This window comes from Enterobacter sp. HNDS-6, from assembly GCF_039850505.1.
Taxonomy (GTDB): Bacteria; Pseudomonadota; Gammaproteobacteria; order Enterobacterales; family Enterobacteriaceae; genus Enterobacter; species Enterobacter kobei.
This window is the reverse complement of record NZ_CP156673.1, coordinates 2,225,494-2,251,266: the sequence shown is the minus strand read 5'-3', so window position 1 is coordinate 2,251,266 and position 25,773 is coordinate 2,225,494. Positions and strand designations below refer to the sequence as shown.

At 55.7% G+C, this 25,773-nt stretch carries 24 protein-coding genes; 8 read left to right on the top strand and 16 right to left on the bottom strand.

Translation table 11 applies throughout. The features are described from left to right. Positions 1-269: 269 nt before the first annotated feature. Positions 270-653 (top strand): aspartate 1-decarboxylase autocleavage activator PanM, encoded by a 384-nt coding sequence (gene panM, locus ABFI50_RS10500; protein ID WP_014882118.1) that lies wholly within the window; start codon positions 270-272, stop codon positions 651-653. Positions 654-830: 177 nt separating this feature from the next. On the opposite strand, the gene livJ is transcribed toward panM, so the two are convergent. The 6 genes from livJ to ftsY form a co-directional block, all read right to left on the bottom strand. After that, positions 831-1,931, bottom strand: coding sequence for a branched chain amino acid ABC transporter substrate-binding protein LivJ (livJ, locus tag ABFI50_RS10495; protein WP_014882117.1), 1,101 nt, complete (start codon positions 1,929-1,931; stop codon positions 831-833). Positions 1,932-2,127: 196 nt separating this feature from the next. After that, positions 2,128-3,393, bottom strand: coding sequence for a 4-aminobutyrate--2-oxoglutarate transaminase (locus tag ABFI50_RS10490; RefSeq protein WP_117581831.1), 1,266 nt, complete (start codon positions 3,391-3,393; stop codon positions 2,128-2,130). Between the two features lie 136 nt (positions 3,394-3,529). Next, on the bottom strand, positions 3,530-4,387 hold the full coding sequence (gene rpoH / locus ABFI50_RS10485; protein ID WP_014882115.1) for an RNA polymerase sigma factor RpoH: 858 nt from the start codon (positions 4,385-4,387) through the stop codon (positions 3,530-3,532). Between the two features lie 251 nt (positions 4,388-4,638). Further along, positions 4,639-5,694 carry a permease-like cell division protein FtsX gene (gene ftsX, locus ABFI50_RS10480; protein WP_014882114.1) on the bottom strand — a complete coding sequence of 352 codons (1,056 nt, stop codon included), beginning with the start codon at positions 5,692-5,694 and terminating at the stop codon, positions 4,639-4,641. Next, the gene (gene ftsE, locus ABFI50_RS10475) at positions 5,681-6,352 is read right to left on the bottom strand and encodes a cell division ATP-binding protein FtsE (RefSeq protein ID WP_014882113.1); all 672 of its coding nucleotides are present in this window, start codon (positions 6,350-6,352) and stop codon (positions 5,681-5,683) included. Before ftsE ends, ftsX begins: the two co-directional genes overlap by 14 nt. A 2-nt stretch (positions 6,353-6,354) precedes the next feature. Then, on the bottom strand, positions 6,355-7,821 hold the full coding sequence (ftsY, locus tag ABFI50_RS10470; protein ID WP_023331785.1) for a signal recognition particle-docking protein FtsY: 1,467 nt from the start codon (positions 7,819-7,821) through the stop codon (positions 6,355-6,357). 127 nt (positions 7,822-7,948) lie between these two features. Here ftsY and rsmD point away from each other — a divergent pair, with 127 nt between their 5' ends. Then, a complete protein-coding gene (rsmD, locus tag ABFI50_RS10465; RefSeq protein ID WP_045135381.1) occupies positions 7,949-8,551 on the top strand; it encodes a 16S rRNA (guanine(966)-N(2))-methyltransferase in 603 nt (200 codons plus the stop codon). Continuing rightward, positions 8,535-8,816, top strand: a complete 282-nt coding sequence (locus ABFI50_RS10460; protein ID WP_014882110.1) for a DUF1145 family protein — start codon at positions 8,535-8,537, stop codon at positions 8,814-8,816. The genes rsmD and ABFI50_RS10460 overlap by 17 nt, the downstream gene beginning before the upstream one ends. Positions 8,817-8,876: 60 nt before the next feature. Here the strand turns inward: ABFI50_RS10460 and ABFI50_RS10455 are convergent, their stop codons facing one another. Next, complete coding sequence (locus ABFI50_RS10455; RefSeq protein WP_047027903.1) at positions 8,877-9,233, bottom strand: DUF2500 domain-containing protein; 357 nt, start codon at positions 9,231-9,233, stop codon at positions 8,877-8,879. A gap of 129 nt (positions 9,234-9,362) precedes the next feature. On the opposite strand from ABFI50_RS10455, the gene ABFI50_RS10450 reads away from it, so the two are divergent. Then, positions 9,363-9,989: a lysoplasmalogenase gene (locus ABFI50_RS10450; RefSeq protein ID WP_014882108.1), complete on the top strand. Its 627-nt coding sequence runs from the start codon at positions 9,363-9,365 to the stop codon at positions 9,987-9,989. A 76-nt stretch (positions 9,990-10,065) separates the two neighbouring features. Next, positions 10,066-12,237 carry a Zn(II)/Cd(II)/Pb(II) translocating P-type ATPase ZntA gene (gene zntA / locus ABFI50_RS10445; RefSeq protein WP_347486010.1) on the top strand — a complete coding sequence of 724 codons (2,172 nt, stop codon included), beginning with the start codon at positions 10,066-10,068 and terminating at the stop codon, positions 12,235-12,237. 88 nt (positions 12,238-12,325) lie between these two features. Here zntA and ubiA read toward each other — a convergent pair whose 3' ends face one another. The 5 genes from ubiA to malK all read right to left on the bottom strand — a co-directional run bounded on the left by ubiA (position 12,326) and on the right by malK (position 17,476). Continuing rightward, on the bottom strand, positions 12,326-13,195 hold the full coding sequence (ubiA, locus tag ABFI50_RS10440) for a 4-hydroxybenzoate octaprenyltransferase (protein WP_014882106.1): 870 nt from the start codon (positions 13,193-13,195) through the stop codon (positions 12,326-12,328). A gap of 12 nt (positions 13,196-13,207) precedes the next feature. Further along, the gene (gene ubiC / locus ABFI50_RS10435) at positions 13,208-13,705 is read right to left on the bottom strand and encodes a chorismate lyase (RefSeq protein ID WP_232931966.1); all 498 of its coding nucleotides are present in this window, start codon (positions 13,703-13,705) and stop codon (positions 13,208-13,210) included. A 180-nt stretch (positions 13,706-13,885) separates the two neighbouring features. Next, the gene (gene malM / locus ABFI50_RS10430) at positions 13,886-14,839 is read right to left on the bottom strand and encodes a maltose operon protein MalM (RefSeq protein WP_047624993.1); all 954 of its coding nucleotides are present in this window, start codon (positions 14,837-14,839) and stop codon (positions 13,886-13,888) included. Positions 14,840-14,951: 112 nt separating this feature from the next. After that, positions 14,952-16,295 (bottom strand): maltoporin, encoded by a 1,344-nt coding sequence (locus ABFI50_RS10425; protein ID WP_032637773.1) that lies wholly within the window; start codon positions 16,293-16,295, stop codon positions 14,952-14,954. 71 nt (positions 16,296-16,366) lie between these two features. After that, positions 16,367-17,476 carry a maltose/maltodextrin ABC transporter ATP-binding protein MalK gene (gene malK / locus ABFI50_RS10420; protein WP_023331782.1) on the bottom strand — a complete coding sequence of 370 codons (1,110 nt, stop codon included), beginning with the start codon at positions 17,474-17,476 and terminating at the stop codon, positions 16,367-16,369. 369 nt (positions 17,477-17,845) lie between these two features. Here malK and malE point away from each other — a divergent pair, with 369 nt between their 5' ends. The 3 genes from malE to malG all read left to right on the top strand — a co-directional run bounded on the left by malE (position 17,846) and on the right by malG (position 21,606). Beyond that, on the top strand, positions 17,846-19,036 hold the full coding sequence (gene malE / locus ABFI50_RS10415) for a maltose/maltodextrin ABC transporter substrate-binding protein MalE (protein WP_023331781.1): 1,191 nt from the start codon (positions 17,846-17,848) through the stop codon (positions 19,034-19,036). Between the two features lie 120 nt (positions 19,037-19,156). Next, positions 19,157-20,701, top strand: coding sequence for a maltose ABC transporter permease MalF (gene malF, locus ABFI50_RS10410; RefSeq protein WP_047624999.1), 1,545 nt, complete (start codon positions 19,157-19,159; stop codon positions 20,699-20,701). A 14-nt stretch (positions 20,702-20,715) separates the two neighbouring features. Beyond that, positions 20,716-21,606 (top strand): maltose ABC transporter permease MalG, encoded by an 891-nt coding sequence (gene malG / locus ABFI50_RS10405; RefSeq protein WP_003860332.1) that lies wholly within the window; start codon positions 20,716-20,718, stop codon positions 21,604-21,606. Positions 21,607-21,702: 96 nt separating this feature from the next. Here malG and psiE read toward each other — a convergent pair whose 3' ends face one another. The 4 genes from psiE to ABFI50_RS10385 all read right to left on the bottom strand — a co-directional run bounded on the left by psiE (position 21,703) and on the right by ABFI50_RS10385 (position 25,760). Next, positions 21,703-22,113 (bottom strand): phosphate-starvation-inducible protein PsiE, encoded by a 411-nt coding sequence (gene psiE / locus ABFI50_RS10400; RefSeq protein ID WP_000202963.1) that lies wholly within the window; start codon positions 22,111-22,113, stop codon positions 21,703-21,705. A gap of 178 nt (positions 22,114-22,291) precedes the next feature. Continuing rightward, a complete protein-coding gene (locus tag ABFI50_RS10395; protein WP_014882099.1) occupies positions 22,292-24,388 on the bottom strand; it encodes a YjbH domain-containing protein in 2,097 nt (698 codons plus the stop codon). After that, a complete protein-coding gene (locus ABFI50_RS10390; protein WP_347486005.1) occupies positions 24,385-25,125 on the bottom strand; it encodes a capsule biosynthesis GfcC D2 domain-containing protein in 741 nt (246 codons plus the stop codon). Before ABFI50_RS10390 ends, ABFI50_RS10395 begins: the two co-directional genes overlap by 4 nt. Then, positions 25,122-25,760: a YjbF family lipoprotein gene (locus tag ABFI50_RS10385; protein WP_014882097.1), complete on the bottom strand. Its 639-nt coding sequence runs from the start codon at positions 25,758-25,760 to the stop codon at positions 25,122-25,124. The genes ABFI50_RS10390 and ABFI50_RS10385 overlap by 4 nt, the downstream gene beginning before the upstream one ends. Positions 25,761-25,773: the final 13 nt, after the last annotated feature.

The window sequence follows — 25,773 nt, the reverse complement described above, 5'->3', positions numbered from 1 at the left end:
GGCGATTAAGCAAAGATAATATTCTGAAATCATGCAGAGATAAACAAATAAAAGTGCAGTTTGCAGCATAAAATAACGGTACAAAGCGCCGAATAAATCACTACCATTCAGGTTAAAATTCTGCTTATTTTTCGATCCATGTGTTTTCAAACTGCCCAGCGCATTACCAAAAAACTAATCACCTGGTTAATGAGAATAAAAAGAGGAAGCCGCTGAGTGAATAAATTGAGTACACTGCCCCTACTCAATTTGATTTGGACATGTAGCTAATGAAACTGACTATCGTGCGTCTGGTGACCTTTAGCGACCAGGATCATATCGACCTGGGCAAGATCTGGCCGGAATATTCCCCTTCGTCGCTACGCGTCGACGAGACTCACCGCATTTATGCCGCGCGTTTCAACGAACGCCTGCTGGCTGCGGTTCGCGTGACCCTGAGCGGTACAGAAGGGGCGCTGGACTCACTGCGTGTACGTGACGTCACCCGGCGTCGCGGCGTGGGGCAGTATTTAATTGAAGAAGTGATCCGCGAAAACCCGAACGTGACCTCGTGGTGGATGGCTGACGTAGGCGTAGAAGACCGCGGCGTGATGGCGGCGTTTATGCAGGCGCTAGGGTTTACGGCGCAGGAGAGCGGGTGGGAGAAGCGCTAAAAGAAAGCCGGGTGGCGGCTGCGCCTTACCCGGCCTACATTCTCCACCGTATTTTCCCAAGCATTTCGTGTTGCAGGAAGGCGGCAAGTTATGAAATCCCCGGGAGCTTACATAAGTAAGTGACCGGGGTTGAATAACGCAGCCAACGCACCTGCGGCGCGAAAGGCGACGGGAAAATTATTTGGCGTCGGTCGCCGTGCCGTTCGCATGCCAGTCAAACACGCCGAACTCAAAGCCTTTCAGGTCACCCTTCTCATCCCAGGACAGTGGTCCCATCACGGTTTCGACGGTGTTCGCTTTCAGCCAGGTCGCAATCTCAGCCGGATCGGCTGACTGGTTCAGACCCGCCTGCAGAGACTGAAGCGCCGCGTAGGTGGTCCAGACGAACGCGCCGCTTGGATCCTGTTTCTTCGCCTTGATGGCATCTACGATAGGTTTGTTCGCAGGGACCTGGTCGTAGTTCTTCGGCTTGGTCACCAGCAGGCCTTCAGCGGATTCACCTGCGATGTTAGACAGGGAAACGTTCGCTACGCCTTCAGGCCCCATAAACTGGGTTTTCAGACCGGCTGCACGCGCCTGGCGCAGGATCTGGCCCATCTCCGGGTGGTAACCGCCGTAGTAAACGAAATCGATATTCTCTTTTTTCAGGCGCGCCACCAGCGTGGAGAAGTCTTTCTCACCGGCAGTGATCCCATCGAAGAAGACCACATTGGCGTTGCCTTTCTTCAGACCATCCTGCACCGCACGCGCCAGACCTTCACCGTACTGCTGTTTGTCATGAACAATCGCGATACGCTTCGGCTTCACTTTATCCAGAATGTATTTCGCCGCCGTTGGACCCTGGTCAGAGTCCAGGCCCGTGGTGCGCAGGGTCAGTTTGTAGCCGCGCGCGGTCAGCTCCGGTGCGGTCGCCGCCGGGGTGATCATCAGAATCCCTTCGTCTTCGTAGATGTCAGACGCAGGCTGAGTTGAGGAAGAGCACAGGTGACCGATAACGTATTTGATCCCGTCGTTCACCACTTTGTTCGCAACCGCTACCGCTTGTTTCGGGTCACAGGCATCATCATATTTTACGATCTGCAGTTTTTCGCCTTTAATACCGCCCTTAGCATTAATGTCTGCAACCGCCTGTTCAGCGCCCGTAAATTCCTGGTCGCCGTACTGTGCTACCGGACCGGACATTGCGCCAACCACAGCCACCTTAATGTCTGCCTGTGCCATGGTGCTGAATGCCAACGCAATACATCCTGCCAGTAACGCTTTACCCTTCATGTTCATCCTGAGATTCCCCATTATTATGGTTATTACGATTGTTGTGATGTTGTTGTGCAGCGCTTTATTTCAGTTATTGGTGTGCTGTTCGCGCTTTTTCAGCATACTCTGCTAAAACATACCCCATTTTTATGATTTTGGAATAGCTAATTTGAAATGAATATATGATAAGCCCGGCAAAGATTTCACCGGGCGCGTGGCTTTAACGTGTCAGCGAGGCGGAGATAATGTCCAGCGCTTGACGGAACTGCACTTCGGGGATTGTCAGCGGATAAAGGAAACGAATAACGTTGCCGTAAACGCCGCAGCTCAGCAGAAGCAGACCGTCCTGCAGCGCGCGTTCCTGTACCTGGCGGGTGAATTCCGGCGAAGGCTGGCCCGTTTGCGGGTCATTAAACTCTACCGCCACCATCGATCCTTGCGCGCGAATGTCGGCGATATACGGACAGTGTTCCTTCGCTTTGTTCAGCACCTCTACCAGATGATGACCAAGGTGCGCAGAACGTGTACAGAGATCCTCTTCATCAATCACGTCCAGCACCGCATGCGCAGCGGCAATCGCCAGCGGGTTCCCCGCGTAAGTACCGCCCAGCCCGCCCGGCGCAGGTGCGTCCATCACGTCGGCACGGCCCGATACCGCAGAGAGCGGCATCCCACCCGCGAGGCTTTTCGCCATAGTGATCAAATCGGGCTTCACGCAGTGGTGTTCCATCGAGAACAGTTTGCCGGTACGGGCGAAACCACTTTGTACCTCGTCGGCAATCAGCAAAATACCGTGGGTATCACAGAGGGCACGCAGCGCCTGCATAAAATCGGCAGGTGCAATATTGAAACCGCCTTCCCCCTGAACCGGTTCGAGAATAATGGCCGCGACCTGATCCGGTGCGATATCCGCTTTAAAGATGCGTTCCAGGCTTTTTAACGCCTCCGCCGTGCTGACGCCGTGCAGATCGTTCGGATACTGCGCGTGATACACCGAGCCAGGGAACGGACCAAAGCCCAGTTTGTACGGCGCAACTTTGCCAGTCAGCGCCATGGTCATAAAAGTACGGCCGTGGAACGCGCCGCCGAAAGTGATGAGGCCAGGACGTCGGGTATAGGCGCGGGCTATTTTAACCGCGTTTTCAACCGCTTCTGCGCCCGTCGAGAAAAAGGCCGTTTTGGCCGGGCCATCAATGGGCACGCGCTGGTTGATACGCTCGGCCAGCGCCACATAGCCTTCATACGGCACAATCTGGTACGCCGTATGGGTAAAGGCGTGGAGTTGTTTTTCAATAGCGGAAATGACTTTGGGATGGCGATGGCCGGTATTCAGCACCGCAATGCCGGCGGCGAAGTCGATATACTCGTTGCCTTCTACGTCCCACACCGTGGCATTTTCGGCTTTATCGGCATAGAAATTACACATGACGCCGATACCGCGCGGCGTCGCCTGCAAACGCCGGTCGTTCAGTTCGTTATTTTTCACCCTGTCCCCCTGAGAAAATCGCCTGCTTAGCGCATCAGTAAGTGTTTGCCAGGGGGGAGGAATTCGCCAGAGCGGGCGCTAAAAAAACAAAACCCCCGGACTCTCATCCAGGGGTTCTCAGTGTACTTCGCAGAAATTACGCTTCGATAGCGGCGCGAAGTTTTTTCATGGCGTTCTTTTCAAGCTGACGCACACGTTCAGCGGAGACGCCGTAGCGGTCGGCCAGTTCCTGCAGCGTGGACTTGTTGTCTTCGTCCAGCCAGCGGGCACGGATAATATCCTGACTACGTTCGTCGAGGCCTTCCATCGCATGGGTGAGCTTATTCGCGGCCTGATCTTCCCAGTTATCCTCTTCAATGCCGTCAGCAAAGTTGGAGGTTTTATCCTGCAGATACAGAACCGGGGCCATTGGCTGGCTGTCAGAGCCGTCGTCGTCGGAGGACATATCAAACGTCATGTCCTGCGCGGCCATACGGGATTCCATCTCACGCACATCTTTGCTGGATACACCCAGCTCGCGCGCCACCATTTCCACTTCATCCTGATTGAACCAGCCCAGACGCTGCTTGGTTTTACGCAGGTTGAAGAACAGTTTACGTTGCGCTTTTGTCGTGGCGACTTTCACGATACGCCAGTTGCGCAGCACGTATTCATGAATTTCTGCTTTGATCCAGTGTACGGCGAAGGAGACCAGTCGCACACCCACTTCCGGGTTAAAGCGACGTACAGCCTTCATCAGACCGATGTTACCTTCCTGAATCAAGTCCGCCTGCGGCAGGCCATAGCCCGCGTAATTACGAGCAATGTGAACAACAAAGCGCAGGTGAGACAGGATCAGCTTTTTCGCTGCTTCCAGATCGCCCTGGTAATGCAGCTTTTCAGCAAGCTCCTTTTCTTCCTCGGCCGTTAACATCGGCCAGGTGTTCGCAGCCCGGATGTAAGATTCCAGGTTACCAACAGGGGCTAAAGCTAAAGTTTGCATTTCTTTGGTCATTCATTCCTCTCAATGTTTCTTCTGGTCCAGGTTGTCCCCGTCAGGCAACAACCATGCCAAAGCGTTTGAGCAACGAGATTAGCATTCACTCTTTTATCAGACAGTGATTTTATCCACAAGTTCCAGGTGCAACAGTGAATAAATTACGCACAAAATGTGACATGGAGATGATAACAGGGGAAGAGACAACAGGGACGCTTTCCCTGCAGAGCGAACATCTCGGTGCAGGGAAAGATTATATCACGCTTTTATTAGTCGGGAGTAAAGTGGCGTAAATGTTGAACGGTCGCCAGCCAGGCTGCCACCCAACCAATCATCGAGCAAACCAGCAGTAATAACAGGCACTCGTCAAAGCCTAAGCCACTGATATCAAACTTAGTTCCGAAAACCTGCGCCACTTCCGTCACGGCCGATGACAAACGCATCACCAAAATTTCTGACAAAATCAGTGAAAGAAATGCCCCAGAAAAACCGAGCAATGCGCCGCCATAGAGGAAGGGACGAAGGATGAAGCCATCCGTCGCGCCAATCAGTTTCTGCACGTTAATGGTATCGCGGCGAGCAAAAATGCTCAGGCGCACGCTGTTACCAATGACGAGGAACACCGCGGCCACCATCAGTACGCCGATCATCGCCGACACACGTCCCACCAGCCCGGTCAGCGCGGCAAGACGGGCAAACCAGCTGTCGTCCATGCGCACTTCATCAATTCCGTTAATCCGGGTGATGCGATCGCGTAACGTATTTAGCGAATCGGTCCCCTGGAAATCGAGCTTCGGGATCACCACCGCTACCGCAGGTAACGGGTTCTCTTCGAGCATATCCAGCGCACCGCCAAAACCGGACCAGTTGCGAAACTCGCCCAGCGCTTCTTCACGGGAAAGATAGTTGACCTTCTCCACGCCCTGCTCGGCCTGGATTTGCCCAACCACCTGCGCCGCCGCGTTATCGTCGAGCGCTTTATCCAGATAAACGGTGATCTGCGGCGACGGATAATACTGGGACGCCGCCTGGTTCACGTTCTTATAAACCATGTAGCAGACGCTTGGCAGCGTCAGGGAGATGGCGATGACCATCACCGTCAGGAACGTTGCCAGCGGTTTGCTTTTCAGATCCTGCAACGCGCCGTGGAAAGCGTAGCGCACCTGCTCGTTAAACACGTTGGTTTTGCGCGAAGCCGGCTTTGGCGCCGCTTTCTGGCGCTTAGGTGCGTTACGATTGCCATCACCGCCACCCTGCGGCTTACGGAAACGGTCAAACCGGTTCCCGAACTGCCGAATCTGGTTCATTGCATCACGCTTGTTCACCATGGCCTCCGTGCAAATGTCCATCGCTCAGAGTCAGCATGCGGTACGAACGACGGGAAATCAGCCCGATATCGTGCGTCGCCATCAATACTGTGACCCCAACGCGGTTGAATTCCTCAAACAGACGCAAAATCCCTTCGGAGAGCGCATCGTCCAGGTTACCTGTGGGTTCATCCGCCAGCAGTACGGCCGGCTTGTTCACCACCGCACGGGCGATGCCCACACGCTGCTGTTCACCGCCGGAGAGCTGGATCGGGAAGTTCTTCGCTTTGTCCAGCAGCCCAACCTTATCCAGCGCCGCAGAGACGCGACGACGGATATCATCATAGCTGGCACCGGCAATAATCAGCGGGATAGCGACGTTATCGAAAACGGTGCGATCCATCAGCAGATGGTGATCCTGGAAAATCATGCCGATCTGACGACGCAGGAACGGCACTTCACGGTTCTTAAGACGGCTAATATCATGGCCGCTGAACCAGATTTTCCCGGCGCTTGGCCGTTCGATCCCACAGATAAGCTTGAGCAGAGTACTTTTCCCCGCGCCGGAATGGCCGGTCAGGAATGCCATCTCGCCTGGCTGCAGGTGGAATGTGACTCCCTGCAGCGCTTGTCTCCCACCGAGATAGGCCTTGCTGACGTGTTCAAAGCGAATCATTGTTAGTCCTCTCGGGCAAATAGTGCCTCAATAAAGTCGTCCGCTTTAAACGGACGCAAATCCTCAATACGCTCGCCCACACCGATGTAGCGGATAGGAATGCCGAACTGGTCGGCTACGGAGAAGATCACCCCGCCTTTCGCGGTGCCGTCCAGCTTGGTCAGCGCGATCCCGGTCAATCCTACCGCTTCATTGAACAGCTTCGCCTGGCTAACGGCGTTCTGTCCGGTGCTGGCGTCGATAGTCAGCATAATTTCATGCGGTGCATCTTCGTCCAGCTTCTTCATGACGCGGACGATTTTCTTCAACTCTTCCATCAGGTGCGATTTGTTCTGCAAACGCCCTGCGGTGTCAGCAATCAGCACGTCCACGTTACGGGACTTCGCCGCCTGAATGGCATCAAAAATCACGGACGCGGAATCCGCGCCGGTATGCTGGGCAATCACCGGAATGTTGTTCCGCTGGCCCCACACCTGCAGCTGCTCAACCGCCGCCGCACGGAAGGTATCGCCCGCCGCCAGCATCACCGATTTGCCCTGCTGCTCGAACTGACGCGCCAGCTTGCCGATAGTCGTGGTTTTACCCACGCCGTTAACACCCACCATCAGAATAACAAATGGCGTTTTGCCTTCAATATTAAGCGGTTCATCAACTTTTGCGAGAATTTCACCCATCTCGTCTTTCAGCAGGCCGTACAGTGCCTCGGCATCGCGCAGCTGTTTGCGGCTTGCCCCTTCGGTCAGGCTGGCGATGATCTTACGGGTGGTTTCCACCCCCACGTCAGCGATCAGCAGTTGCTCTTCCAGCTCTTCGAAGAGATCGTCGTCGATCTTCTTGCCGCGGAACAGACTGATAAATCCGGAACCCAGATTTTCTTTGGTTTTTAACAGGCTGCGCTTCAGACGGGCAAAGAAACCTTCTTTGGTCGGTTTTTCCTGCTCCTGAACGATCTCTTCTTCAGCCTGCTCATGCTCTTCCACCGGCACGACGATAACCGCGTCTTCAGCCGCTTCCGCCGCCAGCGCCTGGGCTTCCAGCTCGTCGTCGGTCAGCTCTGGCTCAAGCGCCGCCTCTTCTTCCACCGCCTCAACAATTTCAACGGTTTCCGCTTCGGCCTGCCACTCTTCTGCAGATACCTCTTCGGCTTTAACCTCTTCCGGCAGCGGCAGCTCTTCATGTTCGATAACGGCCTGCGGTGCGTCGGTAACGGCTTCGGGCACAACCGGTTCTGGCTTCTCGCTCTCCTGAACCTGTTCAGTGACTTCAACCACCTCTTCAGCAAACGATTCAATCTCTTCTTTGCTGTGGACAGGTTCTTCCGCTTCGATAACCGCAGCGGTTTCTACAGGCGTTTCAGGCTGTGACTGCTCTTCTACAACCTGTTGTTCTTCGGTTTTCTGTTCTGTTTCTTGCTCTTTTTCACCGAAACCCAACCAGGAAAAGAAGCCACGTTTTTTTTGTTTTGCCATCTGCGACTACACTCCTCGCGGCGCTATATACAGGGAAGCTAAAAAAATGATGAAATAGTCTAACACTTTACTTAATTGACATCACCGCCCGCAATCGCAGGGCAATGGTTAACAGAGCTTTCCAGAGATGAAGAAACCCACCCGCGCCCCGGCCGGTCAAATTCGAATTATCGGCGGTCAGTGGCGAGGCCGGAAATTACCGGTGCCGGACAGCCCCGGTTTACGCCCGACAACCGACCGCGTTCGCGAGACGCTGTTTAACTGGCTCGCCCCGTCAATGGTAGATGCCCACTGCCTGGACTGCTTCGCCGGCAGCGGTGCATTAGGGCTCGAAGCGTTGTCGCGCTACGCCGCCAGCGCCACGCTGCTGGAGATGGAGCGCGGCGTGGCACAGACGCTGCAGCAAAATCTGGCGACGCTCAAAGCGAGTAACGCCAAAGTCGTAAACACCAATACCCTGAGCTTCCTCGCGCAGAAAGGCACGCCGCATCAGGTGGTGTTTGTCGATCCGCCGTTCCGCAAGGGGCTGCTGGAAGAGACGTTATCCCTGCTGGAACAAAACGGCTGGCTGGCGGATGACGCATTAATTTACGTTGAAAGCGAAGTGGAAAACGGTCTTCCGCCGGTGCCCGCGCACTGGGATCTGCACCGCGAAAAGGTTGCCGGTCAGGTCGCTTATCGTCTTTATCACCGTCAGGTACAAGGAGGCTCTGATGCCGGTACTGATTAACCTGGGACGTTTGCTGATGCTGGGCGTCTGGGCATTTTTGATTTTGAATCTGGTGCACCCGTTCCCGCGCCCGTTGAACATCTTCGTTAACGTGGCGCTGATTTTCACCTCGTTCATGCACGCCCTGCAGATGGTAATGCTGAAAAACGGCCTGCCAAAAGATGGCCCGCCGATGACCGGCTGGCAGCAACTGCGGGTATTTATTTTCGGCGTGTTTGAGTTGCTGGTGTGGATGAAGAAGTTTAAGGCGCAGGTGAAGAAGTAGGGTGCGGCCTGATGCCCTCACCCTAACCCTCTCCCACCGGGAGAGGGGACCGATCGCGCATTATTCCGCCCTAAAACCTTCAAACCGCGACCCTTTGTAGCTCAGCATTCCTTTCTCACCCACCGTCAACTCGTGGTACTGCTGCGCCCCCAGGCGGAAAGTCATCTCCAGCCCGCCGGTTTCCGGCTTAAAGCTGGCTTCATAGCGCATCGTCGCGCCCGCAGGCGTAACCTGCTGTTGGCGAGAGCGTCGATCGTTGAGGGCTTTCTCGCGCTTATTGCTCACCACCACCCGCTTTTGCATCAGCGGTGCGGCATCGTTATCCGCCTTTTCCCGGCGCTGCTGCACGAAGCGAAACGAGGCGGCAATGACGATAATCGCTACCACGATAATGAAAAACAGCGGCATCTTGCTCATTGGAACATCCCATCAGATTATGCGGAATTCAGGATACCTCGCCTGCCCCGGCATTGCCAAACGCCCGCCCGCGTCACTACACTGGATCAGAAACTGATTATTCAGCCTTAACAGTTACAGGGAGTTAATATGCTTTGGTCATTTATCGCTGTCTGTTTTTCCGCATGGCTTTACGTTGATGCGTCCTACCGTGGCCCAGCCTGGCAGCGCTGGTTGTTTAAACCCGTCACGCTGTTGCTCCTTCTGCTGCTTGCCTGGCAAGCGCCGATGTTTAACGCCATCAGCTACCTGGTTCTCGCCGGGCTGTGCGCGTCCCTGATTGGCGATGCCTTAACCCTGCTCCCGCGTCAGCGTCTGCTGTATGCTGTTGGGGCGTTTTTCCTGTCGCATCTGCTGTATACCATCTACTTCGCCAGCCAGATGACGCTCTCCTTCTTCTGGCCGCTGCCGCTGGTGCTGCTGGTGATTGGCGCACTGCTGATAGCGGTGATCTGGTCGCGTCTGGAAGAGATGCGTTTGCCGGTCTGTACATTTATCGCCATGACGCTGGTGATGGTGTGGCTCGCTGGCGAGCTCTGGTTCTTCCGCCCGACGTCTCAGGCGATGTCTGCGTTCTTCGGCGCAGCACTGCTCTTACTCGGTAATATCGTCTGGCTGGGCAGCCACTATCGCCGTCGCTTCCGCGCCGACAACGCGATTGCTTCCGCCTGCTACTTTGCCGGGCACTTCCTGATCGTGCGTTCGCTGTATATCTAAATAACGCTTGACTCTGGAGTCGACTCCAGAGTGTATGCTGCGGTTAATGAGAAAATTATCATTACCGGAGACTGCCATGTCGACTCCAGAAACACCTAAAAAAATCCCACAATTTTCGGCACTTAAGCTCAGCCCGGTTCCGCCAAAAGAGGACTGCTGCTGCGAGGGGAGCTGCGAAACGCAAGCCGACGCGCTGCCCGAAAGCGGTAATCGCTACAGCTGGGCCGTCAACGGTATGGACTGCGCAGCCTGCGCACGTAAAGTGGAAAATGCGGTCAAACAGGTGCCGGGCGTCAGCCACGTTCAGGTGCTTTTTGCGACCGAAAAGCTGTTAGTCAGCGCCGACAAGGATGTCAGTAAGCAGGTTGAAGCCGCCGTCAGCAAGGCGGGATACACCCTGCGCAGCGAAACAGCCCCTGTCGAAAAGACCGCCTCCCTGAAGGAAAATCTGCCGCTCATTACCCTCATCATCATGATGGCCCTGAGCTGGGGTCTGGAACAGATTAACCATCCGTTTGGCAACCTGGCGTTTATCGCCACCACGCTGGTCGGACTATTTCCTATTGCCCGCCAGGCATTACGTCTGATGAGAAGCGGCAGCTGGTTCGCCATCGAAACGCTGATGAGCGTGGCGGCGATCGGCGCGCTTTTTATCGGCGCGACGGCGGAAGCGGCGATGGTTCTGCTGCTGTTCCTGATCGGCGAACGGCTTGAGGGCTGGGCCGCCAGCCGCGCGCGTAAAGGGGTGAGCGCGTTGATGGCACTGAAGCCGGAAACCGCGACGCGGGTTAACGAAGGCAAACGTGAAACGGTCGCCATCAGCACGCTGCGCCCGGGCGACGTCATTGAAGTCGCCGCAGGGGGGCGCTTGCCTGCCGATGGCGCACTGCTTAGCACCACCGCAAGCTTTGATGAAAGCGCCCTGACCGGGGAATCCATTCCGGTTGAGCGTGCCGCGGGAGAAAAAGTGCCTGCAGGCGCCACCAGCGTTGACCGCCTGGTGCAGCTTGAGGTGCTTTCCGGGCCCGGCGACAGCGCCATCGACCGTATCCTGAAGCTGATTGAAGAAGCTGAAGAGCGTCGTGCCCCCGTCGAGCGTTTTATCGATCGCTTTAGCCGGATTTACACGCCCGCAATTATGCTGGTTGCTCTGCTGGTTACGCTCGTTCCACCGCTGTTCTTTGGCGCGCCCTGGGAGGGCTGGATTTATAAAGGTCTGACCCTGCTGCTGATTGGCTGCCCGTGCGCGCTGGTGATCTCCACGCCAGCGGCGATCACCTCCGGTCTGGCGGCAGCGGCACGTCGCGGAGCGCTGATTAAAGGCGGCGCGGCGCTGGAGCAGCTGAGCCAGGTTCAGCATATCGCCTTCGACAAAACCGGCACGTTAACCGTCGGCAAACCCCAGGTGACCGGCATTTATCCGCAGGATATCGCTGAAGATGAACTGCTTACCTTAGCCGCCGCCGTCGAACAGGGTTCCACCCACCCGCTGGCGCAGGCCATTGTGCGGGAAGCGCAGGCTCGCGGATTACCGATTCCGGCGGCCACCGCCCAGCGGGCGCTGGTCGGGTCTGGGATTGAGGCCAACGTCGACGGTAAAAAGGTCCTGATTGTCGCGGCGGGTCACTCCCCTTCCGCACAGGTTCAGGCGTTAGAGCAAGCCGGGCAAACTGTCGTGGTTGTTATGCAGGACGGCGTGACGAAAGGGATGCTGGCGCTGCGCGATACCCTGCGTGATGACGCGAAGGAAGCCATAGCGGCGCTGCATCAGCTGGGCGTGCAGGGCGTGATCCTGACCGGGGATAACCCACGTGCGGCGTCAGCCATTGCGGGTGAACTGGGACTGGAATTTAAGGCTGGATTGCTGCCCGCCGATAAGGTCAGTGCGGTAACCGAACTGAACAGCCACGCCCCGCTCGCGATGGTCGGGGACGGCATTAACGATGCACCCGCGATGAAAGCATCCACCATAGGCATTGCGATGGGAAGCGGCACCGACGTGGCGCTGGAGACGGCAGACGCGGCGCTGACGCATAACCGTCTGACCGGGCTGGCAGAGATGATCGGCCTGGCGCGGGCGACGCGAGCCAATATCCGCCAGAACATCGGGATTGCGCTCGGACTGAAGGGGATTTTCCTGGTGACGACGCTGCTCGGCATGACCGGGCTGTGGCTGGCAGTGCTGGCGGATACGGGGGCAACGGTGCTGGTGACGGCGAACGCCCTCAGGCTGTTGCGTCGTCGATAAAAAAACGCCCGGTGGCGCTAACGCTTACCGGGCCTACATGTTCTGCCAGATCGTAGGTCGGGTAAGGCGAAGCCGCCACCCGACTTTTTTATAAGAAATAGCTCATCGCCAGGCCTAAAAACAGCACCAGCCCGACATAGTTATTATTCAAAAACGCTTTAAAGCAGGCTTCACGTTCGCGTTTGGCAATCAGCTTTTGCTGGTAAGCAAACAGCAATCCCGCCACCAGCACCGACCAGTAAAACTCCCAGTTCAGCCCGTTCAGACGGCCAATCGCGACCATCAGTGCCAGTACCGCGACCTGTAAAATGCCGATGATCAGTTTGTCCTGACGTCCAAAGAGAATGGCGGTCGATTTAATACCAATTTTCAGGTCATCGTCGCGGTCTACCATCGCATATTGCGTGTCATACGCCACGGCCCAGAGAATATTCGCCAGGAACATCAGCCAGCAGCTGAGCGGTAGGGATTCACTCACCGCCGCAAACGCCATCGGAATTGACCAGCCAAATGCCGCGCCCAACACAACCTGAGGCAGATGGGTATAGCGCTTCATGAACGGATAAACCCAGGCCAGTGCAAGCGCAGCGACGGAAAGCAGAATTGTCATGGTGTTCAGCGTTAACACCAGCAGGAATGAGAGCAGCACCAGTACGAGGAACAGCACGCGGGCTTCTTTTCCGGTCACCTGGCCGCTGGGTAACGGACGGTTGGCTGTCCGTTTTACATGGCCGTCGAATTTACGATCGGCATAGTCATTCACCACGCAGCCCGCCGCGCGCATCAACCAGACACCGGCGACAAATACGCCCAGGATCCATAGCGGCGGTACGCCCGGCGTTGCAACCCACAGCGCCCATAAGGTCGGCCACAGCAGCAGTAACGCGCCAATAGGTTTATCAGTACGCATTAAGCGGTGATACGCCAACAGCTTATTCTGCGTTAGGCTCCACTCCATTTTTTCTTCCTCTTAGTACAACGGTGATGCCGGTAAAAAAAGTTCCGTCAGGATTAACGGCTTACCGCTCAGGCGAAGGCGGGAACGGCGTCCCCACAGTTCGGCATCACGCCCAATCTCAATAAAATCCCGGGTCAGCTCAGATGAGGTAAAAAGATAACGTCCCAGCGGGGTTTTCCCCAGCCGCTGCAGCGCCAGCTCAGGCCCGGAAAGGGTGGACTCGGGCACTACCGTCCGTCCGGCAAGCCAAGGCTCACCATCGGCACAGAGCAAAATTTCGCGCAGCCAGTAGCGTTCCTCTTGCGGCAGCAGCGGCAGCTCGCTGGCGATCTCATCGCCGGAGACAAACCCTTCCTGTATCAGGGTCACCGTGACCGTTTTACCTTGCTGTTCAAAACGTTTCGTCATGGAATCTTCCAGCAGCAACCAGTCCAGTTGCTGCAGATCAAGCGCAGGTATTTGGTCGAAATAGCGCAGCGCACGCAGTTGCGTTAGCGCGGGGTGTGACATGCCAGACTCTCCGATACATAACGTAATGGCATTGTATCGCAGAAACACGGATTGAGGGGGGCCAAACGTTATTTAACGATCACGATCGCAACATGGATGCAACAGCCTGGCGGACACGAAAAAAAGTGCGCCCACTCAGGCGCACTAAACTACTGACAAATCAGCACTGTGGGGAAACGGTTACCCCTTGCCTTTTACACTGCTGATAAAGGTGGAACGGGCAGTGGTTGAACCTAAACGTTCGGCTTCATCAAGCAGTTTCAGCGCTTTATCGACATCGCCGCGCTTCACCGCCTGCTTAATAGCGTTGTTGAAGTATTCTTCGGTGTCGTTCAGTACCGGCTCAGCTTTCTTCGCCGGTGCTGGTGCAGCGGCTGCTACCGGTGCGGCTGCGGTGGCAACTGGTGCGGTATAGGCAGGTGCGGCGGTATTACCCACGGTTACCGGGCCGTTACCGGAGGAGCCAAACAGCGGGCCGACCAGCACGCTGGAACCGCTGTTCGTTTTCACCTTCAGCTTTAGCGTTCCGTCGGTGACGTGGCGTGCAATCGGGTCTGGAATATCAGGTACGGCGTTGCCGGTGCCCTTCGCATAGGCTTTGGCCGGGTCAAGCAGCGTGGTGGTTTTCTGCAGATCTTGCTCAGTGGTAAAGACCAGCACGTAGAGTTTTTGCTGTCCCAGCGCAGGCGTAAGACGCATGACACCTTCCAGACGATCGGCGCTCATCACGCCAGGCTCCTGATAAGTAAAGTATTCGCTTGGGAAAAAGGCGGATGGCGTCATGTTCTGATCAAGAATCAGCACGTTTGGCGCAAATACGCTTGTTTGCTTGTTGACTTCACTGGTCAAGGTAATAGCGAGTTCACCGATATTGGCGGGTACGCTATACGCAGCGACCGGGCCGCTAATACCCGGAACATTAATCGTTTGTCCGCCCGTTGAGAGCTGGGTGGTCTGGGTTTTAGACTGATCGACAGGCGTCCAGACCAGCTGTTGCAGTGTCGCCGCCGGAATGGCTGGTGCAGATGTTGTATTCTGCGGAACGAAGTTCACGTTAGCGAGCGTGACAGCAGGCGCGCTTGCCAGCAGCCCTGCGGATAAACAAAGGGCAAGAAGAGTTTTGTTCATTTTCATTGTTATCACCTCAAAATGCACAGGTCAGCGGTAGCCAGGCAATAGCGCGCCGTCCCAAGGATTGAGGGGCTTGCGCCCCTCAGTTTGGTCATTACGTCAGATTAAGACGGGATTACCACCAGATTTCCATCTGGGCGCCGAAGGACCACTCGTCGTTGTCGCCACGACCGAAGGAACCACCGTTGAAGCCATCTTTAACCGCTTTACCGAAGTTAGGGTTATTCGCTGGGTTACCGTTGTAGTCATAGCCCCACTTCTCATCCCACTTCGCATAGGTTGCGAAGACGCGGATAGCAGGACGAGACCAGATGCTGTCGCCAGCCTGCCACTGTTGCGCCAGGGTGATTTTGTACTGGTTGTTGGTTTCGCCAGTTTCCTGGGATTTGACGTTGTCGTAGCCCACTTCCAGCAAGGTGCTCATGATTGGTGTCCATTTGAACATTGGACGAACACCTACAGTCCACCACTTGGTGCCGTTGTTGTTATCCCAGTCGATATCCTGATACATACCGACGTACATCAGGTCCCAACGATCGCCCAGAGAGATTGCACCGTGGTCAAGGATACGCAGCAGGCTGCCGTTGTTGTTGATGTCATAGGCAAAACCGGTATTGCCATCAATGCCTACGCCAGAACCTTGAGACAGGCCTTTACCCTGAGAGGTCATTGAGTCAGTGGCGTACTGAACCACAAACTTGTTGTAGCCTTTCAGCATGCTCTGGGTGTGTTCAGCGGTGAACATCCAGCCGTCTTTAGACGCACCGTCAACCAGACGATAGTCATCACGTGGGTTAGCACGGCCATAGTCAACGCCCAGCTCAAGGGTGCCGCCTGGGTTAACTTCCATCTGCGCTAAACGCACGTCAAAGACGTCGTTCGCGGTGCGGGTGGTGTAATCATAAATACTGTTGCTGGCGAAGGAGGAAGAACCACCTGATTCAGAAGAGCGGGTTGCTGCCAGAGAAAGTTTACCGAAACCGACGTCGATATTTTCCAGACCCGCACCAGGACCAGAGATATCCCAGTAGTAGAAGTCGATCATGTGAACGTCATGACGCTGATAGAAGCGCTTACCAGCCCAGATGGTGGAACCTGGCAGCCATTCGATCAGGTTTTTACCCTGCACGTTGGCTTCACGGAACGCCGGGTCAGTGGCTTCCCAGTCGTTCTGTTGTGCTACGGAATACGCTACGTTGGTGTCGAAGTAGAAGCTCTTGTCGCCTTCTTTCCACACTTCCTGGCCCAGCTTCAATTCCGCATAGGTTTCACATTCGTTACCAAGACGGTATTTACTTTGAGCACCGGTTGCCTGGAAGCACTGTTGTTCGCCGCCACTCCCCGTCCAGCCGATACCGGAACGAGCATAACCATGGAAATCCACGGCCATTGCCTGAGCAGACATTACGCCCGCTGCGACGGCAACTGCCAGAGGAAGTTTGCGCAGAGTAATCATCATTCTATCTCCTGAGATCATTGCTTTTCTTTGAACACTTCACCTGTCGGTTTCGTGTCTTCTTTTGGGATTGCTTAAACGCCTGGCTCTTTATGCAACCGACGACATGCAGTGCCATCCTCACGGAACAGATGGCAACGCTCTGGCGGCAAGCCGATAGCGAATGTGGCACCCTCTTCTACCAACACCACGTCATTCTGGCGGTAAACCAGGTTCTGACGAATGGCGGGGATCTGGATATGAATCTGTGTTTCGTGACCAAGCTGTTCAACGACCTGAACCTCACCTTCCAGCGTCACATCGGCAATGTGACTCGGCAGGAGATGCTCAGGGCGGATACCGAGGGACATGTTTGCCCCGACCTGTACGTTGGCGCTGTCCACCGGCAGCCAGACTTGCTGGCGGTTTGGTAGCTCCACCTGTACCTGTTCAATGGCCGTTGCAGTCACTTTAACGGGCAGGAAGTTCATCTTTGGCGAGCCAATAAAGCCTGCAACAAAGCGGTCTGCCGGGTAGTGATAGAGCTCCAGCGGTTTGCCCACCTGCGCCACGCGACCGGCATCCAGCACCACGATTTTGTCGGCCAGCGTCATCGCTTCGACCTGATCGTGGGTGACGTAAATCATCGTGCGGCCAAGACGTTTGTGCAGACGGGAGATTTCGATACGCATCTGAACGCGCAGGGCGGCATCCAGGTTAGAAAGGGGTTCGTCGAGCAGGAACACGCGCGGTTCGGCCACCAGCGTACGGCCAATCGCCACACGCTGACGCTGACCGCCGGAAAGCGCTTTCGGTTTACGCTCCAGCAGGTGCGCCAGCTGTAATACTTCCGCCACCTGGGTGACGCGCTGGTTAATCACGTCTTTCTTCGCGCCGGCCAGCTTCAGGCCAAAGGACATGTTCTCGGCAACGGAAAGATGGGGATAAAGTGCATAAGACTGGAACACCATACCGACGCCACGTTCGGCAGGCGGGATGTCGTTCATTCGGGTATCACCGATCAGCAGGTCGCCGCTGGTGATGGTTTCAAGACCGGCAATCATACGCAGCAGAGTAGATTTACCACAGCCTGATGGGCCGACAAACACCACAAACTCACCTTCAGTGATGTCCAGATTGATGTCTTTTGACACCACTACGTCGCCCCAGGCTTTCGTTACATTACGCAGCTGTACGCTCGCCATGCCCTTCTCCCTTCGTTACAACCTGTCACCGACAGAAACATTCAACATAAGTTCACTATGGGGTATCTATAACTTTCACGAATCCTCCACCCCCCGGCTTTTTTATGGGGGAGGAGGCGGGAGGATGAGAGAGCAGGCTCTGCGACCGCAGCCGGGGGGCTGAGGCGAAATTCGTGAAGCCGCCTGCAAAATTCGGTGGGTTTTTATGTGCGCCAGCACTCATAACTTAAATTTATGCAACGGAGATCACACAAACAGGGGGTGGGGCGTAGGGGTTGGGAGGATGGAAAGAGGATGTCAAATAAGGAGACTGATTCACGTTGAACCACTGAAGTCATACTACGAGACATCACCAAAAGGATGGCAGATATGAATATCAAGACTGGCGCACGCGTTTTCGCATTGTCCGCCCTTGCAGCAATGATGGTTTCCGCACCGGCGCTCGCCAAAATTGAAGAAGGCAAGCTGGTTATCTGGATTAACGGCGACAAAGGCTATAACGGCCTGGCCGAAGTGGGCAAAAAATTCGAGAAAGACACCGGTATCAAAGTTACCGTAGAACATCCGGACAAACTGGAAGAGAAATTCCCGCAGGTTGCAGCAACCGGCGACGGCCCGGACATCATCTTCTGGGCGCATGACCGTTTCGGCGGCTACGCGCAGTCTGGCCTGCTGGCTGAAGTCACCCCGGACAAAGCGTTCCAGGACAAACTCTTCCCGTTCACCTGGGATGCCGTTCGCTACAACGGCAAGCTGATCGCTTACCCTATCGCAGTTGAAGCCCTGTCTCTGATTTACAACAAAGACCTGGTACCAAACCCACCGAAAACCTGGGAAGAGATCCCGAAACTGGATAAAGAGCTGAAGGCGAAAGGTAAATCCGCTCTGATGTTCAACCTGCAAGAGCCGTACTTCACCTGGCCGCTGATTGCTGCCGACGGCGGTTACGCGTTCAAGTTTGAAAACGGCAAATATGACGTGAAAGACGTGGGCGTGGATAACGCAGGCGCGAAAAAAGGCCTGACCTTCCTGGTTGACCTGATCAAGAACAAACACATGAACGCGGATACCGATTACTCCATCGCGGAAGCGGCGTTCAACAAAGGCGAAACCGCGATGACCATCAACGGTCCGTGGGCCTGGACCAACATCGATAAGAGCAAAATCAACTACGGCGTAACGCTGCTGCCAACCTTCAACGGCAAGCCGTCTAAACCGTTCGTTGGCGTGCTGAGTGCGGGTATCAACGCCGCCAGCCCGAACAAAGAGCTGGCGAAAGAGTTCCTGGAAAACTACCTGCTGACCGATCAGGGTCTGGATGAAGTGAACAAGGATAAACCGCTGGGCGCCGTGGCGCTGAAATCCTTCCAGGATCAGCTGGCGAAAGATCCACGCATCGCGGCCACTATGGATAACGCCCAGAAAGGCGAAATCATGCCGAACATCCCACAGATGGCAGCGTTCTGGTACGCCACCCGTACTGCAGTCATCAACGCAGCAAGCGGTCGTCAGACTGTTGATGCCGCGCTGAAGGATGCGCAGGGTCGTATTACTAAGTAAGCAGAAAAACGGCGGGTGGCGCGTGCGCTTACCCGCCCTACGACTACGGCACGATCCGTAGGTCAGGTAAGCGCCGCGCCACCTGACGAAAAGTTTCCACCGTTGTAGAGGAAGAACCCCATGGATGTCATTAAAAAGAAGCACTGGTGGCAAAGCGACGCGCTGAAATGGTCAGTGATAGGTCTGCTGTGTCTGCTGGTGGGTTACCTTGTTGTTTTAATGTACGTACAAGGGGAATATCTCTTTGCCATCATGACGCTGATCTTAAGCTCTGCTGGCCTGTATATTTTCGCCAACCGTAAAGCCTATGCCTGGCGCTATGTTTACCCTGGCGTGGCCGGGATGGGGCTGTTTGTCCTGTTCCCACTGATCTGTACCATCGCCATTGCATTCACCAACTACAGCAGCACCAACCAGCTTGCGCAGGAACGCGCCCAACAGGTGCTTCTGGACCGTTCCTATCAGGCGGGAAAAACCTTTAATTTCGGCCTGTATCCTGCGGGTGACGAATGGAAGTTAGCGCTCACTGATGGTGAGAGCGGCAAAAACTATATTTCCGACGCGTTTAAATTTGGCGGCGAGCAGAAGCTGACCTTAAAAGAGGCTGCGGCCCTGCCGGAAGGTGAACGTGCTAACCTGCGGATCATTACCCAGAACCGCCAGGCGTTGACCCAGCTCACCGCCGTGCTGCCAGATGAAAGCAAAGTGACCATGAGCTCGCTGCGCCAGTTCTCCGGCACTCAGCCGCTCTATACCCTGGCAAAAGACGGCACGCTGACTAACAATCAGAGCGGCGTGAAGTATCGCCCGAACAACGACATTGGTTTCTATCAGTCCATTACTGCCGACGGCAAATGGGGTGATGACAAACTCAGCCCGGGTTATACCGTTACCATCGGCTGGGATAACTTTACCCGCGTGTTCACCGACGAAGGCATCCAGAAACCGTTCTTCGCCATCTTCGTCTGGACGGTGATTTTCTCGGTGCTCACCGTGATCCTGACCGTTGCCGTGGGCATGGTGCTGGCCTGTCTCGTGCAGTGGGAATCCCTGAAAGGCAAAGCGATTTACCGCGTGCTGCTGATTCTGCCGTATGCCGTGCCGTCGTTTATCTCGATTCTGATTTTCAAAGGGCTGTTTAACCAGAGCTTCGGTGAAATCAACATGATGCTGAGCGCGCTGTTCGGTATCAAACCGGCCTGGTTCAGCGACCCAACCACCGCCCGCTCGATGATTATTATCGTGAACACCTGGCTGGGCTACCCGTACATGATGATCCTGTGCATGGGCCTGCTGAAGGCTATCCCGGACGATCTGTACGAAGCTTCAGCGATGGACGGCGCGGGTCCGTTCCAGAACTTCTTTAAAATTACGCTGCCGCTGCTCATTAAGCCGCTGACCCCGCTGATGATTGCCAGCTTTGCCTTTAACTTTAACAACTTCGTGCTGATTCAGCTGTTGACCAACGGTGGCCCGGACCGTCTCGGCACCACCACGCCGGCAGGCTATACCGACCTGCTTGTGAGCTACACCTACCGTATCGCCTTCGAAGGCGGCGGCGGACAGGACTTCGGTCTGGCAGCAGCCATTGCCACCCTGATCTTCCTGCTGGTTGGTGCCCTGGCGATTGTGAACCTGAAAGCCACACGTATGAAATTTGACTAAGGAGGGCATCGATCATGGCTATGGTACAACCCAAATCTCAGAAATTGCGCCTCCTGGCGACACACTTAGGCCTGCTGATTTTCATCGCGGCAATCATGTTCCCGCTGCTGATGGTTATCGCTATCTCCCTGCGTTCGGGTAACTTCGCGACCGGGAGTCTCATCCCGGACGAAATCTCCTGGGAGCACTGGAAGCTGGCGCTGGGCTTCAGCGTGGAGCATGCGGATGGACGCGTGACTCCCCCGCCGTTCCCGGTGCTGCTGTGGCTGTGGAACTCGGTGAAAGTGGCGACCATTACCGCAATCGGTATTGTCACGCTCTCCACCACCTGTGCTTACGCCTTCGCCCGTATGCGTTTCCCGGGCAAAGCGACGCTGCTGAAAGGCATGCTCATTTTCCAGATGTTCCCGGCCGTGCTGTCACTGGTCGCGTTGTATGCCCTGTTTGACCGTCTGGGTCAGTACGTGCCGTTTATCGGCCTGAACACCCACGGCGGCGTGATCTTCGCCTATCTTGGCGGTATCGCCCTGCATGTGTGGACCATCAAAGGGTATTTCGAAACCATCGACGGTTCGCTGGAAGAGGCGGCCGCGCTGGATGGCGCTACTCCGTGGCAGGCCTTCCGTCTGGTGCTGCTGCCGCTGTCGGTACCTATCCTGGCGGTGGTGTTTATCCTGTCGTTTATCGCTGCGATCACCGAAGTACCGGTCGCCTCCCTGTTACTGCGCGACGTGAACAGTTACACCCTGGCCGTGGGTATGCAGCAATACCTCAACCCGCAAAACTACCTGTGGGGCGACTTTGCTGCGGCGGCTGTACTCTCTGCCATCCCGATTACCGTGGTGTTCCTGCTGGCCCAGCGCTGGCTGGTTAACGGCCTGACGGCGGGCGGTGTGAAAGGTTAAGTTTCATTTGTTATGCCACTGCAACCCTCAACTTTAGACGTATTGTATTGACCCAACTTGTGACTGTTGTTAGGCGCTCTTCGGAGCGCCATTTTTTTATTCCCGTTTCAGCCGCTTCGAGTTACACAGCCAGAGGGTGATCACCAGCAGCAGGATCGCCGCCGAGTAGATCAGCACGTCGAGGGGGGATTTATGATCGACGATGATCAGCCGCACAATCGCGGTGATCCCAATGTAGACAAAATAGCGCAGCGGGAAGTGAAAGCCCGACTGAAAGTACTTCACAATCAGGGCAATAAACTCGAAGTAGAGAAAGTAGACCACCAGGCCTTCCACCAGCGCATATTTGCTGGTTTGTTCAGGGGCGAACAGCACATCCGCCAGATGCACCGTCTCTTTGCCAAGGAAGACGACCAGAATCAGACCAAGGCTTAGCAGACCGAGATTTAGCACGGTCTGGAGGATCGTTGAGATAAACTCAACGCGCGGGCGAGTCAGGGATGTCATACAGCACCTCATTCTCCAGGGCGAGGTTCCTGTATAACGCAAAAATGTGACGGGGATCTATATTTTTTGTTTATGTTTTGTCCGCATTAGCATTCTTGCCGGTCGGCACTGCGTTTGCCCGGCCTACAAAAACACTCTTGTAGGCCCGGTAAGCGCAGCGCCACCGGGCAAACAAGCATCAACGGAAGTTAACGTTCTTATCGCTGGTCATGTCATACAGCTGGAACTTACGCCCAAGCTGCTGGCCCCCGTCGCGCGTCAGCGGTGTCCAGCCCACTGCCGCACGGCTGCGGGTTGGGCCTGACGAGAAGAGATCCAGCGGAATCGACACATAGACCCCTTTAGTAAAGTCCCCTTCTCCGTACTCGTCCGGCGAGACGTTGGTGATGGTGGCATAACCGCCCACCACGACGCCGCTGTCGAAGTGTTTGGAGATATCCAGCGTGCCACCCTTGTCGCCCGCCAGATACTGGCCGACGCTGGCTTTCACCAGTACGTCCTGCGCGAATGACGGTGTCCAGTAGGCGGTCAGATGGCCCGTTTTGACGCTGTAGTCGGTGAACTTCATCATGTCCTGCGCGCTGCGCCAGTCACGCTGTTTCACGTAGTTAGCATCAATCCCAAATGCCCAGTTGCTGTCGACAGGACGGTAAAGCACCTCTGCCCCTGCGCCACCGAACATGGTTTCCAGATATCCGCCGTACACCTGGCCGTAGAAACCGTTGCCGAAGTACTGGAAGTAGTTGGCCTGCAGGTTATTCACGTAGACATCGTTCTGCACGTATTCACGAACGCGAGTTCTTACACGCGGCAGTTTTGAATCGTTCGGCGGGTTGGTGTAGTTAAATTTGTCGTAGTTGTTGGCGATATTGCCGAACAGGCTACCGGTAGTCAGCAGATGGTCGGTGACCCACAGATCTGCCGTCGCCATTGCGCCCAGCTGATACATGTAGAAGTTTTCCGGTCCGCCAACGGACTGGTTCAGCACCGGATCGATATGGAAATCAAAGCGCGACTTGTCGATATACCAGCCTTGCTCGGTGGTGTCTGGCACGACCGGCTCAACGCGTTTTTGCACCAGCTCGGTTTCATGCCCGAGCGGCTCGCCTTCGAGATGGCGCTTGAGGCTGGCAACGTCCGTTTCCGTCGTCACCTGCGGCAGGTTCAGGCGGTTCTCGGTCACGCGGATCGTGCGGATCCCGTCCGGGAGATCGTTCATGACGATCCGGTTGGCGCGCTCGATCCCTTCCCGCGAGTCGCGGTATTTCACCTGCTCGCCGGTGACGTAAAGCGTGTCGCCCTTGGTCTGAATCTTCGGATCCGCCAGACCGGCATTGTATTTCAGCAGCGTCAGCTGATTTGCCACCACGGAGTGCTGCAGAATCGCATCCTGCGGCTCCGGCTGGTAGGCTGGCCGCGCGTTATCATTGTAATGTGGCCGCATGTCGTTAAAGTTGGTGCGCAGCGTGAAACCAAACATCACGGTATTACCGCGCTCGTAGCTGAGGTTAACGTCGGCCCAGTCGGTGACGCGATAAATGGCGCCGACGTTAAACTTGCTCTTCTGCTCAATCTTCCCGGCGAAATCCTGCGAGTAGTCGTTTCCTTCGTACTCCAGCTTCAGGCGCAATGGCTGCCAGGGGGTCTGGTATTCCACGCCACCGAACAGCGAGGCCGGGCCATGGAACATCTGGTCGCCGTTGATGGAACCCGCTTTCTGGTAACTGTTATCGCGGTAGCAATATTTATCGCTGTAGGTGCAGAACGGGTTTTTGACGTTACCGCTGGTACCGAGATAGCCCCATCCCAGGCCAAGCGAGAAGTCGAACGGCCCCCAGGCCTTGCTGGCCACAATGTATTCCGCATCAAACAGGCCGGTCCCGCCGATATCTTTGGCCCCCACGGACACCTGCGGCATCCAGTAGCTCTCTTCCCACAGGCGCAGCTTGAGGTCGAAGGCTTTATCTTTGTAAGTCTGGTCGCCAGAGAACGCCTCGACGCTGCTGTACTGTTTCGTTCGCACATCGGTGTAGCGCAGCGTGGTTTCAAGCCACGGGAAAAGCTGTACCGAGGCGGAATAGTAGCGGTACTGGTCGTTATCGCGGTAGTTCAGACTGATTTCCCCTTCACGCGCCATGCGCGCGGTGGGCGTTTGCAGTAAACCGACGCCGCCGAAGTCTGACTGAGACGGGCCAATGGGTGCCGGATACGTTTCTGCATGACAGGCGGCGCTTACACAGAGCGCCAGCATGCTGTAGAGATAGGTTTTTTTCATTCTTCCGGTATCCGCTGTGTCAGGGAGTGAAGGATATCGGCGTTAAGCCCGTCATATGCCTTCGTCCAGAAATGGTCGGCAAAACCGACAAAAATGATGCTGCCAGGCATGGGCTCGATATGACGTTTATTCCAGTAAGCTACCGGCGCTTTATGCGTGTGCCCGTCAGGGTAAACGACCCAGGCGTAGCTGTTATCGGCACCGCTCAGCAGGCTTTGCTCGTCGAGATAGCTCACCACGTCGCGACCTGGCGTAAAGGGCTTTTTACCCGGGCTGCTGACAAGCCCCATCACGGTCACCGTCGTCGGTTTTACGGGCAGCCAGAGGGTGTACTCCCCTTCAAGGGTTGGGTTGCCCTTTTCCGTGACGCGTACTTCATCGGGATCAAGATTCACCTTCTGGCGGCCAGTCACCTTCAGCGCCTGAAGCTGCTGGCGAATGCTATTGATTGCTGCGGCATCGTCACCGTCTTCCTGCGCCGCCAGACCTGTCAGACGGGCAAGCAGTGCAAGATGTTCTTGCTCTGCCTTAATCGTTGCCTGACGCTCGCCGATCACCGCCCCCGGCCACCAGCTGTTGGCAAGCCTCGGCTGCCCGACGAGATCGAGCAGATGTTCAGCGTTGGTTAACGTTTTGGGTTTCTCGTTGTCCGCCGTGTAGACCTTCACCGTTCCTGCAGACCATGCCGCAGGGGTTGCAAGGCTCGCAATTAGCGCAACGCGGATAATTGTTTTCATGATTTTGCGGCCTTGATCAGCGTGGTTTTCACTGGGAAGAAACCGGCACCGAGATACTGCAGGGACTGACGGATTTGCCCTTCCTCGTCGATCCAGAAGCGGTTATGCCAGGTGGCCTGGTCGGTTGTTACCTCTTCATCCAGCACGCGTACCTGGGTTTCATCGCTCCCCACTTTCACACTGTCGGTGCCATCCCAGCGGAAGGTGGAATGCGCCGTGGCGTAACGCACCTGCTTGTGTTCAGTCCAGCCCATCGTGCGCGTCCAGCCAGCGCCGTCGGTAATCTGGTTCGGCTTGATCAGCGGATCGGCCGCGATATTGTTCACCTCAAGCAGGTTGTCGCCCCCGAGCAGGGTTTTCACGATACGGCCATGCTGCGTCACGATGGTGGCCTGATCCTGCGTCACCCATTTCTGCTGCCCGTTTTCATCGAAAGCGAGCACCACAAACAGTTGCGGTCCATCATTAAGCTGCATGTACTGGCTGGCGTAGGGCATGTTCTGAAGTTCGTCATCGGTCAATTGCACGCCCGGCGTACCGAACAGGCTGTCCCACAGTGAATGACCCAGCCCTTTGGTGGTGGCTGAGCACGCCTGCAACAGCAGGCAAATCAGAATGATTGCAGGTCGCTTCACGACTCTTCTCCGA